The organism is Streptomyces sp. R44, from assembly GCF_041053105.1.
GTDB lineage: Bacteria > Actinomycetota > Actinomycetes > Streptomycetales > Streptomycetaceae > Streptomyces.
The window spans coordinates 2,807,732-2,821,019 of record NZ_CP163444.1 but is presented as its reverse complement, the minus strand read 5'-3'; the positions used below and the strand labels follow the sequence as shown (position 1 = coordinate 2,821,019).

Here is a 13,288-nt window from a genome sequence, read left to right as displayed (position 1 = left end):
CGGAACGACGTACGCCCCGAACCAGCCGCTCGACCGCACCGCCCGCCACCGATCAGGAGAACCCCGATGTCCGGACGCCCACCGGCATTCCCCGCGCGTGTGCTGCGGCGCACCCTGGCCGTGCTCGTCACCGCCCTCGCGCTCGTGGTGCCCTTCGCGCCGCCCGCCGCCGCAGAGAGTTACGTACCGGTCTCCGGCGCGGGCTCCACCTGGAGCCAGAACGCCCTCGACCAGTGGCGGGCCAACGTCAAGCAGTACGGGATGACGGTCAACTACAACGGCACCGGCTCCTCCGACGGACGCAACCAGTTCCGCAACGGCACCGTCGACTTCGCCGTCTCGGAGATCCCGTACGGCATCAACGACTCGGGCGTCGCCGACCCGCCGCCCTCGCGGAAGTTCAGCTACATGCCGATCGTCGCGGGCGGCACCGCGTTCATGTACAACCTGCGGATCGGCAACCGCCGGGTCACCAATCTGCGGCTCTCCGGCGAGACCGTCGCCAAGATCTTCACCGGCGGCATCACCCTGTGGAACGACCCGGCCCTCAAGGCCGACAACCCGGGCCTCGCGGCGAGCCTCCCCGCCCGCCGGATCGTCCCGGTGGTCCGCTCCGACGGCTCGGGCACGACGGCCCAGCTGACCACCTGGCTGAGCAAGCGGCACTCGGCACTGTGGGACGCGTACTGCGCCCAGGCGGGCCGCCGCACCCCCTGCGGGCCGACCTCCAACTACCCCGTCGTCGGCGGCAAGGGCTTCGTCGGCCAGTCCGGGTCCAACGGCGTCTCCGGCTACGTCGCCCAGGAGGGCAACCAGGGCACGATCACCTACGTCGAGTACTCGTACGCGGTGTCCACCACCGGCTTCCCGGTGGCCAAGATCCTCAACGCCAAGGGGTACTACACCGAGCCCACCGCCCAGAACGTGGCGGTCTCGCTGACCTCCGCCCGCATCAACCCCGACCTCACCCAGCGCCTCGACGAGGTCTACGACAGCACGGACCCGCGGACCTACCCGCTCTCCAGCTACAGCTACATGATCGTCCCGACGGCGGTGGAGTCGAACTTCAACCCCCAGAAGGGCAAGTCGCTCGGCGCCTTCGCCTACTACTTCCTGTGCCAGGGGCAGCAGTCGGTGGACCGGCTCGGCTACTCGCCGCTGCCCGTCAACCTGGTGCAGGCCGGACTGGCCCAGGTCCGCCGGATCCCCGGCGTCGTCGCCGAGAGCGTCGACATCAGGAAGTGCAAGAACCCGACGTTCTCCAGCGACGGCACCAACACCCTCGCCAAGACCGCTCCGATGCCGAAGCCCTGTGACCTCAAGGGCCCCGACCAGTGCGACACCGGCACCGGCGGCGACAAGACCCCCACTCACACGGGCGGTTCGACCGGTGGGGCCGGTACGAGCGGCGGGACGAGCGGAGGCGCCGACACGACCGGCGGGACCGGAGGCACGGGCGGCAGCGGCGGTTCGGGCTCCGGCGGTACGGGCTCCGGCGGTACGGGGACGGGCGGGGCGACCGGCGGCGCCACGGGCGGCGGCGCGGCGGCCTCCGGCGGAGCCGGTACGGCCGGTGGCTCGGGCGCGGCCACGGGCGGCGCGCTCGACCCCGACACGGGCCAGCCCCTCGCGGCCGGCGACTCGGGCGGCTCCGGCTCCGGCGGCTCCGGCGGCGGCCCCGGCTCCGGCGCGGCGGGCGGCGGCGATCTGTACGGCGTCCCCGTGACCACCGCCGCGAGCGTGGGCGGCGGACTCCAGACCACCCTCATGGTGCTCGGCGCGCTGCTGCTGTGCGGCGTCACGGTCGGCCCGCCGCTGCTGCACCGGCGTCTCGCCGCCCGCCGCGCGGGGGAGGAAACCCGATGACCGGCACACGTCCTCCGCGCGGGAGCCGCCGGACGACCGGCGGTCGCCCCCCGCGCCCCGGCCGGCTGCGTGCCCTCCTCGGCACCCTCTGTCTGGCACTCGTTCCCGTCGTCGCCACCGTCGGCACCGGCCTCGACCCGTCCGCCGGGCCCGCCTGGGCGGCGGACGGCGAGGGCTCGGCGGTGACGGTCTCCGGCACCGGTGAGTTCGCCGACCTCAAGATCACCGTCAGTCAGACCCGCAACCTCGTCAACCAGGTCGTCAAGGTCTCCTGGACCGGCGGCGCGCCCACCGTCTCCGACACCGCGTACGCCGCCAACTACCTCCAGATCATGCAGTGCTGGGGCGACGAGCGGGGCCCCGGCACCGACCAGTGCCAGTTCGGCGGGTCCTCCGCCCTCGGAGCGGGCGCCGGCAACCAGGCCGCCGGCGCCTACACCAACGGCCGGCAGCTCAACTACGGCCCGAACCTCAAGGACTCCGAGAACCTGCCGATGCCCCCGCCGAGTCCGAGCGGCATCTCGTACGCCCCCTTCCGCTCGGTCACCGGCGACGACGTCAGCCCCGGCAACTGGAACGAGTTCTTCGACCTCAACAGCACCAACGAGATCCCCTACGCCCGCACCGACGCCCGCGGCGCCGGAGAGGTCTGGTTCGAGGCGCAGACCGGCGTCGAGGCCCCCGGCCTCGGCTGTGGCGCCGCCGTCGAGGAACAGGGCACGGTCACCGGTCGCGGCTGCTGGCTGGTGATCGTGCCGCGCGGCACCAGCGAGGTCGACGGCACCCCGTACACCGCCCAGTCCAGCGGGCAGCTGCAGTCCTCGCCGCTCAGCCCGGCCAACTGGAAGCACCGCATCACCGTGCCGCTCGGTTTCGAGCCCATCGGCAGCTACTGCCCGATCGGTGCCGAGGAACGCGGCACGCTGGGCAGCGAGATGGCCGCCGAGGCCGTCACCCGCTGGCAGCCGGCCCTCTGCAGAACCGGCGCCCGGGCCATCTACGGCTACGCCCAGGTCCCCGACGAGACCGCCCGCGTCAAACTGCTCTCGGGCGCGCCGGGCATGGTCTTCGTCGGCCGCGCCGCCGACCCCGCGCAGACGGGCCGCAAGCCGGTGTACGCCCCGGTGGCCCTCTCCGGCATCACCATCGGCTACTCCGTCGAGAGCCAGGCGTCGTTCCGGGCCCCCGACGAGGTGCGGCGGCGCAACGGCACCCGGATGACGACCCTGCGGCTGACCCCCCGACTGGTCGCCAAGCTCCTGACCGAGTCGTACCGCGACGGTGTCTCGCGCTTCGCCGACAGCGTCGCCGGAAACCCCGAGAACCTGGGCCGCGACCCGGAGTTCATCCGCCACAACCCCGAGTACGCCGACCTCGACTTCGGCGGCAAGCTCGGCGACGCCCTGGTCCCGCAGCCGCTCGCCGACACCACCCGTCAGCTGTGGGAGTGGGTGGCCCAGGACCCGGCCGCCGCCGAGTTCCTGAAGGGCACCCCCGACGACGAGGGCGCCCACGGGGACCCCGGGAACGCCGGCATGAAGGTCAACCCGCACTACCGGGACGCCGCCCTGCCGCTCGACTCCTTCCCCAAGAGCGACCCGTACTGCCAGCAGTTCGACGAGCGGCCGGACCACCCGCTGTGCATCCAGGACAAGCATCCGTACGCCACCGACATGCACGCGGCGGCGCGCGCGGCCGGCCGCGGCGACACCCTGGCCCGTACCTCCTGGGACGCGACCGCCACCCCGCCCGCGTACAAGAAGGACCCGCCGCAGCCGGCCGGACAGCGGGCCGTCCTCGCGGTGACGGACACCGCGACCGCCGAGCGGTACGGCCTGATGCGCGCCGAACTCCTCAACGCGGCGGGCCGGTTCACCGCCCCCGACACGGAGTCCCTGACGGCCGCCGCGAACGCCCGCAAGCCGGGCCGCGACGGGGTCACGGTGCCGGACCCGGGCACGAGGGACCCGGCCGCCTACCCGCTCACCGTGCTCACCTACGCCGCCACCGTGCCGGCCGACCTCACCACCGCCGAGGGCCGCGACTACGGAACCCTCCTGACGTACGCGGCCGGAGCGGGACAGACCCCGGGCGTCGCCGCCGGCAACCTGCCGCACGGCTACGCACCGCTCCCGCAGGCCCTCCGCGAGCAGACCCGGAAGGCCGCGCACCGGGTGACGACGGAGGCGGGCAGGACCCCGTCGACGGAGACACCGACACCCCTGCCCACCCCCACCACCCCGACCGACCCGCCCGGAACCGGCGGGACGAGCGGGATCACGTCCGGCGGCACGGGCCCCGCCCACCCCGCCGGCTCCGCGGCGGGCGGCGGCTCGGGCGGCGGTGATGCCGGCGCCGGTACGGGCGGGTCCGGCGGTACGGGCGGGTCCGGAGGATCGGGTACGGACTCCGGCGGCTCCGGTACGGGCTCCGCCGGCGCCACGGCGGGCGGAACGGGTGCCTCCGCGAGCCCCGGAGCGTCCACCACGCCCCCCGCGAGCCCCAAGCCGACGCCGGCACCCGCCTCCGCGCCGCAGACCGTCACGGCCGTGGGCGCCCCGACCCCCGCCTGGGCGATCGGCGCCGTACGGAACGTGCTGCTCGTCTGCCTGATCGTCGGCGCCCTCGCGGCCTTCACCGGCCCGATGCTGCCGAGACACCTGCCGCGCCTGCTCGCGGCCGCCCGCCACCGTGCGGGGAGGTGATGTCCGAGAACGTCTGATTCGTCCGCGCCAACGGAAGTCCTGCACACGCGCCCCGGACACCACCCGGAGCGCAGCCTAGCTGAGGAGAACCCCCAGTGAACAAGAAGAAGACCGGCCTCGCGTTCGCCGTCGCGGCGCTCGCGGTCGTCACCGTCGGCGGCGGCCTCGCCACCGCCGACCCGGCCGGCCCCCCGCAGTACCGCCAGCTCTCCGGCGTCGGCTCCGACACCACCCAGGACGTCATGAACGGCCTCGCCGACGTCGTCACGGTGAACGGACAGAAGGTCATCGGCTCCTACGACGCCACGGGGTCCGCGAGCATCACCACGAAGAACCCGGCGACCGACCCCAACTGCACCCTCGCCCGTCCCAACGGCTCCGGCGCCGGCCGCGCCGCCCTCCTCAACTCGCTCCAGGCCGGGAACGGGTGCCTCGACTTCTCCCGCTCCTCCTCCCTGAACCTGGGCGCCGCCAGCCCCGGTCTCACCTACGTGCCGTTCGCGGTCGACGCGGTCAGCTACGCCATCACCCCGGGCTCCTCGATCCCGCGCAAGCTGACCCTCGCCGACCTCAAGGCCATCTATCACTGCGACCCGAACTACGTGGGCACCGGGCCGAACTACGACGTGACGGTCTACCTGCCGCAGGCCGGTTCCGGCACGCGCTCCTTCTGGCAGTCGCAGATGGGCATCACCGAGGCGGACGTCGTCGCCGGCATCTACCCCTGCGTCAAGGACAAGAAGGGCACCGCCCCGGTCCAGGAGCACGACGGCCGCGTCCTCGACGACAAGTCGATCGTGCCGTTCTCCATCGCGCAGTACCAGGCACAGTCCTCGCAGACCATCGCCGACCTGCGCGGCCGCGCCATCCTCGGCACCATCGACGGCCTGTCCCCGACGGTCCTCAACAGCGGCTTCGGCGTGAAGCGGGATGTCTACAACGTCATCCCGACCAGCAAGGTCGGCACCTCGCCGTGGAGCGACGTCTTCGTCGGCCCGAACTCCGGCATCTGCAAGCAGGCCGCCGTGATCAACACCTACGGCTTCGCCACCAACCCGAACTGCGGCGACACCACCAAGCAGACCCCCTGATCAGGAGCTTCGCGTGCTGAAGAACAGAGTCCTCCGGGCCCTCGCCCTGGGTGTCGCGGCCGTCACCACCGCCTTCACGGCGGGCCTGGCCACCGCGGGCGCCGCCTACGCCGCGCCCATCGGCACCCTCGAGATCACCCCCGCCACCGGTGCGGACACCAGCGGCATGTCGTTCACCACCTCCGGCGCCTGCCCGGCCAACGCCACCAACGTGCTGGTGAAGGTGGAGGGTTCCGGCTTCCCGGCCGGCGGCCTCAACGTCGTCGGCAACTCGCCCATCACCACGTACCCCACGGCGGGCAACGGCGGCATGGTCATCCCGCTGACGTCCACCATGCGCGACTACGCCTCCCAGGCGGGCTTCACCACCCTCCAGGGCAAGTACGCCTTCACCGTCATCTGCCGCACCGCGTTCAACGGCACCAGCCTCGGTGACTTCACCGGCGCCGTCTGGTTCACGTCGAACACCACGTACCAGGCGAACGACCCGGCGGTGAAGACGGACACCACCACCTCGCTCGCGGTCACCCCGGCCGGCCCGGCCCAGGTCGGCACCGCGGTCACCCTGGCCGCCATGGTCAGCCCCTCCGGCGCCGCCGGCTCCGTGCAGTTCAAGGACGGCTCCGCCGACCTCGGCACCCCGGTCACCGTCAACGGCGGCACCGCGACCCTCACCACGAGCAACCTGACGGCCGGCACGCACGCGCTCACCGCCGTGTTCACCCCGTCCAACGCCTCGTACAACGGCTCCACCTCGTCGCCCGTCTCCCACGAGGTCAAGCCGGCCGCGGCCACCCAGACCACCACCGCCCTCGCGGTCTCCCCGGCGGCGAGCACCCCGCAGTACAGCCCGGTCTCCCTGACCGGCACGGTCTCCCCGGCCGGCGCCGCGGGCTCCCTCCGGTTCACCGACACCGTCGGCGGCACCACCACCCCGCTCGGCACGGTCCCGGTCAGCAACGGCACCGCCGTCCTGACCACCTCCAGCCTGCCGGCCGGCCCGCACTCCTTCACCGCCGTCTTCGTCCCGGCCGACCCGGCCCGGTACACCGGCTCGGACTCCGCCGCCATCCCGTACACGATCGGCGCGTTCACCGGAGTCACCTCCTCGGAGACCATCACCACCACCGTCAACGCCGGCGCCCTCGTCATCAGCGTCGCCAACCCGCAGGTCACCCTGGCCTCGCCGGTCCTGAACAACGACGGCGACCTGCTCACCACGGCCGGCGCCCTCAGCCCGGTGACCCTGACCGACACCCGCGCGGGCAACCCCGGCTGGACCGTCAGCGGCCAGGTCGCCGACTTCACCGACGGCGCCACCCACACCATCAACGGCCAGAACCTCGGCTGGTCCCCGAAGGTCGTCGACAAGGCGCCCGCGCAGACCGTCACCCCCGGTTCCGCCGTCCCGGCCGCCTCCGGCGCGGCCCCCGGAGACACCGGCACCGCGGGCCTGAAGGGCGCGCGCACCCTCGCCCACGGCACCGGGCTCGGCACCGCGCACATCGGTGCCGACCTGGCCCTCAACGTCCCGACCTCCACCCAGGCCGGCACGTACACCACCACCCTCACCCTCACCGCCATCTGATCCAGGCGTGAGCTCCGGGGCGGAGCCGCGCCGCGGCCCCGCCCCGCCCCTGACCCCTGGAGACCCACCATGACCACACCCCGCCCCGCCCACCGGACCGGCGCCCTCCGCACGGCGCTGCTCGTCCTCCTGCTCGCCCTCGCCGGAACCCCGCACGCCACGGCCGCCGCTCCCGCCGACAGCGGGAAGAACGACGGAAAGGCCGTCTTCGGCGTCCAGCCCGCCGGCCCGAAGAAGCCCGACCAGCGGCCCCACTTCTCGTACGGGGTCACCGGCGGCGCCGGCATCCGCGACCAGATCGCCCTGTGGAACTACGGCTCCGAGCCGCTCACGCTCGCCGTCTACGCGAGCGACGCCGTCAACACCACGGACGGCGGCTTCGACCTCCTCCCCGCAGGCCGGAAGCCGACCGACGCCGGCAGCTGGATCACGCTCGCGAAGAACAAGGTCACGGTGCCGCCCAAGGGCAACGTCATCGTCCCCTTCACCCTCACCGTGCCCCGCCGGGTCACCCCCGGCGACCACACCGGCGGCATCGTCGCCTCGCTCTCCGGCACCGGCAAGGACACCCGGGGCAACCGGGTCCGGCTCGACCAGCGGGTCGGCGCCCGCGTCTACCTGCGGGTGGCGGGCACGATCAAACCGGAGCTCACCGTGGAGAACGTCCGCGCCGAGTACCACGGGACCCTCAACCCCTTCTCCGCCGGCTCGGCCACGGTCACGTACACCCTGCGCAACACCGGCAACGTCCGCCTCGGCGCCCGCCAGGCCGTCCGCGTCAACGGCGTGTTCGGCTCCTCGGTCATCGCCGAAGGCGCCCGTGACCTCGGCGAAGTGCTCCCCGGCAGCGCCCTCACCGTCACCGCCGAGGCCGCAGAGGTGACGCCGCTGCTGCGCGCCTCGGCCGTCGTCTCCGTCCAGCCGGTCGCGACCCGGGACGGCGTCGACCCCCGGCTCCCCTCGCTGACCCGCTCGGTCCCGCTGTGGACCGTGCCGTGGACGGCGCTCGCCCTGCTGCTCCTGCTCGTCGCGGGCGTCCTGTGGCGCCGACGGCGCCGAGACCGGAGCACCGGCCGGGGCGAGGGAGGGGGCACGGCGGCCGCCGGGGCGGACCCGCATCCGAAGAACGACCCCGAGACCCCGTACAAGGAGCTCCTCGTGCAGTTCACACGCCTCCCCCGGCGGGCAGCGGCCGGTGCCGCCCTCGCCGCGGCGACGGCCCTCGCCGGTGTCGGCGTCCTCACGGTGCCCACGGCCACGGCCGCCCCCCTGGGCGCCGCCGCCGTGACCCCGGGCCGGGGAACCGACGAGACCAGCATCTCCCTGACCACCTCGGGCCCCTGCCCGGCGCCCGCCACCAACGTCCTCGTGAAGGTGACCGGCCGGGGCTTCCCCGCCGAGGGCAAGAACGTGGTCGGCAACGCGCCCCTCACCACCTACCCCCACGACCCCGCCGGCACCGGCTTCGTCGTCCCGCTGACCATGACCATGAGGGACTACGCCAACGAGGCCGGGTTCACCACCCTGGAGGGCCGGTACGACCTGACGGTCATCTGCCGCAAGGCCTTCGGCAGCGAGACCTACGGGGAGTTCACCGGCTCCCTGTGGTTCACGTCGGACACGGCCTACCAGGACACCGATCCGGCCGGCCCGAACCCCACGGGCACCCCCACGGGTACGCCGACGGGCACCGCCACCCCGACCCCCACGGCGACGGAGACCGCGACGGAGACCGCCACCCCGACCCCCACCGCGACGGCGACGGCCACGGCCACCGGGACCGCCACCCCGACGGGCACCGCCTCGCCCTCGCCGACCGCGACCGCCACCGGCGGTGACAGCGTCGGCATCTCCACCAGCATCCCGCCGAGGGCCTCGGCCACCGGCCCCTCCACGGCAGGCGGCGGCACCGGCGACGCCTCGGGCTCCGGATCCGGCGGCACCGGCGACGGCAACGGCGGCAACGGCGGCCATGGCGGTGGCGGGCTCGCGCACACCGGCACCGACCCCCTCCTCCTCGGGCTGCTCAGCGCCGCCCTGCTCGCCGCCGGCGCCCTCGCCGTCCGGTGGGCGCGCCGCCGCGGACTGATCACCTTCGGCCCCCACTGACGTACGGAGCACACGCGATGACAGCCACCCCCACCCTGGTGGACGTGCGTCCCGCCCCCGCCGGGCCGGGGAGGCCCGGCGCCTCCCCGGTCCCGGCCGGCCGCGCGCCCCGCAACAGCCCGCTGTGGGCCGTCGGCGGCATCCTGACGATCCTCGGCGCGCTGCTCCTCGGCTTCGTCGCCGAGGTCGGCCCGCTCGGCCACCTCCGCCACGAGCGGGACCGCCGCGTCGGCTACGCGGACGTCCGCTCGACCCTGGCCAACGCCACCACGCCGATCGGCGCCTCCACCGAACCCGGCACGCCCATCGCCCTCCTCTCGATCCCCCAGCTCGGGGTCAAGGAGGTGATCCGCGAGGGCAGTTCCGCGGAGGTGCTGGCCTCGGGACCGGGGCACCGCCGCGACACCGTGCTGCCCGGGCAGGCGGGCCTCAGCATCGTCATGGGCCGCCGGGCGGGCTACGGCGGACCGTTCCGGCACCTCGCGAGCCTGCAGCCCGGCGAGACCATCAAGGTCACCACCGGCCAGGGCGAGCACAGCTACCGGGTGCGCGGCGTCCGGCGCGCGGGCGACCCGAAGCCGCCCGCCCTCCGGGCCGGGACGGGCCGGCTCACCCTGATGACCGCGACCGGCTCCCCGTACCGGCCGGACGGGGTCCTCCAGGTCGACGCGGACCTGATCACCCCGCCGCAGCCCGGCGTCGTCCCCGCCTTCCGCTTCGAGCGCGTCCCGGCCGACGAACTCCCGCTCGCGGGACAGCCGTCGTCCTGGCTGCCGCTGGTCCTGTGGTCGCACGCCCTGCTGCTCGCCGCCGCCGGTCTCGTCTGGGCGAGGTCGCGGGTGCCCCGGGCCCATGTGTGGCTGGTCGGCTTCCCCGTCCTGCTCGCGTTCGGGCTCACGGTCGGCGACCGGATGGCGTTCCTCCTTCCCAACCTCCTGTAAGGACAGTCGTGGCTTCCCACCTGGACGCACGTTCCCTCTCCGCCTGGTTCGGGCCCCGCAAGGTCCTCAACCGGGTCTCGCTGACCATGCCGGCCGGCCGGGTCACCGCGCTGATCGGGCCCTCCGGCTGCGGCAAGTCGACGTTCCTGCGCATCCTGAACCGGATGCACGAGCTGATCCCGGGCGCCGAACTCGCCGGCGAGGTGCTCCTGGACGGCGACGACATCTACGCGCGCGGGCGCCGTCTCACCGAGGCCCGCCGCAACATCGGCATGGTCTTCCAGAAGCCGAACCCGTTCCCCGCCATGTCGGTGTACGACAACGTCACCGCCGGCCTGAAGCTGACCGGCACCCGGGTCTCCGGACCCGACCGGGACGGCCTGGTGGAGGAGTGCCTGACCCGGGCCGGCCTGTGGAAGGAGGTCCGTGACCGGCTGCGCCAGCCGGGCGGCGCGCTCTCCGGCGGCCAGCAGCAGCGCCTGTGCATCGCCCGGTCCCTTGCGGTCCGGCCGCGCATCCTGCTGATGGACGAGCCGTGTTCGGCGCTCGACCCCACCTCGACACGGCGTATCGAGGAGACCGTCCGGGAGCTCGCGGACGAGGTGACGATCGTGATCGTCACCCACAACATGCAGCAGGCGGCCCGGGTCTCCGACCAGTGCGCCTTCTTCCTCGCCGAGCAGGCGACCCCGGGCGTGATCGTCGAGTACGGCCCCACGGACGCCATGTTCTCCAGCCCCCGTGACCAGCGCACCGCGGACTACGTGGAGGGCCGCTTCGGCTGACGGACGGCCGGGAGCGGACGAGGGCCCGTACGCACCGGGGAGGTGGGTACGGGCCCTCGTCGAGGGACTCAGTACGTCAGGATGCCCGGGTCCGACTGGCCGGGCGCGCCCGTCTCCACGTGGCCGGCGAGGCGGCGGAGGTAGTCCGCGCTCGCGGAGGACGTGACGGTGACGTCGTACCAGCGGTGGGCGGCGGGGGCGTCGACGGTGTGGGTGACGGTGGCGCCCTTGGCGACCGAGAGGGTCGTGGGGGAGCCGCCGTAGGCGTCGGTGACGGTCACGGTGGCGGTGGTGCCCGCGTTCGTGAAGGTCAGGTCGAGGGCGCCGGTGCTCGCGTTGTGGCGGGCCGACACCTCGGGGACCGCCGTCTTGCCGGGGGAGCGGAAGCGGCGGAGGAAGCCGTTGGGGCCGTGGACCGTGAGGTCGGTGAGGCTCTTGGAGTACTTGGTGTTCCAGGTGTCCGCGATCGACTTGTTCGCCTCGGCCGTGTACGTCCACGGGGCGTCGGTGCGGTTCGCCGAGGTCACGTAGAACTGGGCGCCCGCCGCCGGACCGCCGCTGAAGGTGAGGCGGTAGGTGCCCGCCGTCACGTCCGCCGCGCCGTCCACGTACGGGGCGTACTTCAGCGGGCGGGTGGGCTTGGCGCCCGGCTCCTGGCGCGGCATCGTGCCGACCGCCGGGGCCGTGGCCAGGAAGTCCGGGTGACGGTTCTTGTCCGGCGGGTAGTAGCCGGCCGTCGGCGGGAGCGCGGCCGGCTGGGCGTCCGTGCGCGTGAAGTCGAACGCCGAGGTCAGGTCGCCGCAGATCGCCCGGCGCCAGGGCGAGATGTTGGGCTCGCGCACCCCGAAGCGGCTCTCCATGAAGCGGATGACCGAGGTGTGGTCGAAGGTCTCCGAGCAGGTGTAGCCGCCCTTGGACCAGGGGGAGACGACGATCATCGGGACGCGGGGGCCCAGGCCGTAGGGGCCGGCCACGTAGCCGGTCTTGCCGCCGAAGTGGTCGAGGGCGGTGGGGGCCGTCGAGAGGCCCTGCGCCGCCGAGCCGGGGGCGTACGGCGGGACCACGTGGTCGAAGAAGCCGTCGTTCTCGTCGTACGTGATGAACAGGGCCGTACGGGCCCACACGTCCGGGTTCGAGGTCAGCGCGTCCAGGACCTGCGCGATGTACCAGGCGCCGTAGTTCGCCGGCCAGTTGGCGTGCTCGGAGAAGGCCTCGGGCGCGGCGATCCAGGAGATCTGGGGGAGGGCGCCGGCCTGGACGTCGGCGCGGAGCTTGTCGAAGAAGCCCTCGCCGGCCTTGGCGTTCGTGCCGGTGCGGGCCTTGTCGTACAGCGGGTTGCCGGGCTGGGCGTTGCGGTAGTTGTTGAAGTAGAGCAGGGAGTTGTCGCCGTAGTTGCCGCGGAAGGCGTCGCTGATCCAGCCCCAGGAGCCGGCGGCGTTCAGGCCGTCGCCGATGTCCTGGTAGATCTTCCAGGAGACGCCCGACGCCTCCAGGCGCTCGGGGTAGGTGGTCCAGCCGTAGCCCGCCTCGGCGTTGTTCAGGACGGGGCCGCCGCCCGTGCCGTCGTTGCCGACGTAACCGGTCCACAGGTAGTAGCGGTTGGGGTCGGTCGCGCCGATGAACGAACAGTGGTACGCGTCGCAGATGGTGAAGGCGTCGGCGAGCGCGTAGTGGAAGGGGATGTCCTCACGGGTGAGGTGGGCCATCGTGGCCTTGGTCTTGGCCGGGATCCAGTTGTCGTACCTGCCCTTGTTGAAGGCGCTCTGGCCGCCCGCCCAGTCGTGGTTGAGGCCCTGGAGGTACTCCATGCCCAGCTTGTCGCTGGTCGGCCGGAAGGGGAGCGTGACCTTGCTGCCGTCCGACTGGTTCCAGACCGACTTCCCGCTGGGCAGGGTCACGGGGCGCGGGTCGCCGAAGCCCCGTACGCCCTTCATCGCCCCGAAATAGTGGTCGAAGGAACGGTTCTCCTGCATCAGGACCACGATGTGCTCGATGTCCTGGATCGTGCCGGTGGAGCCCTGCGCCGGTATCGCGGCGGCGCGGGCGATGCTCTCCGAGAGCATCGTGAACGCGGCGGCGCCGCCGGTCAGCTGAAGGAACCGGCGGCGGTTGAGGTCGGCCATGGGGGAGTTGCCCTCCGGGTGTGAGTACGACGGTGGGGGTGCGGGTGCGACGGCCGGGCGGACCGGCCGACGGGCGCCCC

Annotated in this window: 8 protein-coding genes; 7 read left to right on the top strand and 1 reads right to left on the bottom strand. The window is 73.5% G+C overall.

All coding sequences use genetic code 11. From position 1 onward, the window contains the following. Positions 1-66: 66 nt before the first annotated feature. The 7 genes from pstS (at position 67) to AB5J54_RS13070 (ending at position 11,085) form a co-directional block, all read left to right on the top strand. A complete protein-coding gene (pstS, locus tag AB5J54_RS13100) occupies positions 67-1,866 on the top strand; it encodes a phosphate ABC transporter substrate-binding protein PstS (RefSeq protein ID WP_369144099.1) in 1,800 nt (599 codons plus the stop codon). Next, entirely contained in the window at positions 1,863-4,571 is a 2,709-nt protein-coding gene (locus AB5J54_RS13095) for a hypothetical protein (RefSeq protein ID WP_369144098.1), read from the top strand. Before pstS ends, AB5J54_RS13095 begins: the two co-directional genes overlap by 4 nt. A gap of 95 nt (positions 4,572-4,666) precedes the next feature. Then, complete coding sequence (locus AB5J54_RS13090) at positions 4,667-5,662, top strand: substrate-binding domain-containing protein (RefSeq protein ID WP_369144097.1); 996 nt, start codon at positions 4,667-4,669, stop codon at positions 5,660-5,662. Positions 5,663-5,675: 13 nt separating this feature from the next. Next, positions 5,676-7,250 (top strand): Ig-like domain-containing protein, encoded by a 1,575-nt coding sequence (locus AB5J54_RS13085; RefSeq protein WP_369144096.1) that lies wholly within the window; start codon positions 5,676-5,678, stop codon positions 7,248-7,250. Positions 7,251-7,319: 69 nt separating this feature from the next. Next, complete coding sequence (locus tag AB5J54_RS13080) at positions 7,320-9,359, top strand: DUF916 domain-containing protein (RefSeq protein WP_369144095.1); 2,040 nt, start codon at positions 7,320-7,322, stop codon at positions 9,357-9,359. A gap of 17 nt (positions 9,360-9,376) precedes the next feature. Then, positions 9,377-10,300, top strand: a complete 924-nt coding sequence (locus AB5J54_RS13075; RefSeq protein WP_369144094.1) for a sortase — start codon at positions 9,377-9,379, stop codon at positions 10,298-10,300. A 20-nt stretch (positions 10,301-10,320) separates the two neighbouring features. After that, positions 10,321-11,085: a phosphate ABC transporter ATP-binding protein gene (locus tag AB5J54_RS13070; RefSeq protein WP_369149315.1), complete on the top strand. Its 765-nt coding sequence runs from the start codon at positions 10,321-10,323 to the stop codon at positions 11,083-11,085. Between the two features lie 68 nt (positions 11,086-11,153). Here AB5J54_RS13070 and AB5J54_RS13065 read toward each other — a convergent pair whose 3' ends face one another. Then, entirely contained in the window at positions 11,154-13,208 is a 2,055-nt protein-coding gene (locus tag AB5J54_RS13065) for a phosphocholine-specific phospholipase C (RefSeq protein WP_369144093.1), read from the bottom strand. Positions 13,209-13,288 lie beyond the last annotated feature (80 nt).

Bases quoted from the DNA above. Each gene is read 5' to 3' on its own strand.
- pstS (WP_369144099.1), top strand. From the start codon at position 67: ATGTCCGGACGCCCACCGGCATTCCCCGCGCGTGTGCTGCGGCGCACC.
- AB5J54_RS13095 (WP_369144098.1), top strand. From the start codon at position 1,863: ATGACCGGCACACGTCCTCCGCGCGGGAGCCGCCGGACGACCGGCGGT.
- AB5J54_RS13080 (WP_369144095.1), top strand. From the start codon at position 7,320: ATGACCACACCCCGCCCCGCCCACCGGACCGGCGCCCTCCGCACGGCG.
- AB5J54_RS13075 (WP_369144094.1), top strand. From the start codon at position 9,377: ATGACAGCCACCCCCACCCTGGTGGACGTGCGTCCCGCCCCCGCCGGG.
- AB5J54_RS13065 (WP_369144093.1), bottom strand. From the start codon at position 13,208: ATGGCCGACCTCAACCGCCGCCGGTTCCTTCAGCTGACCGGCGGCGCC.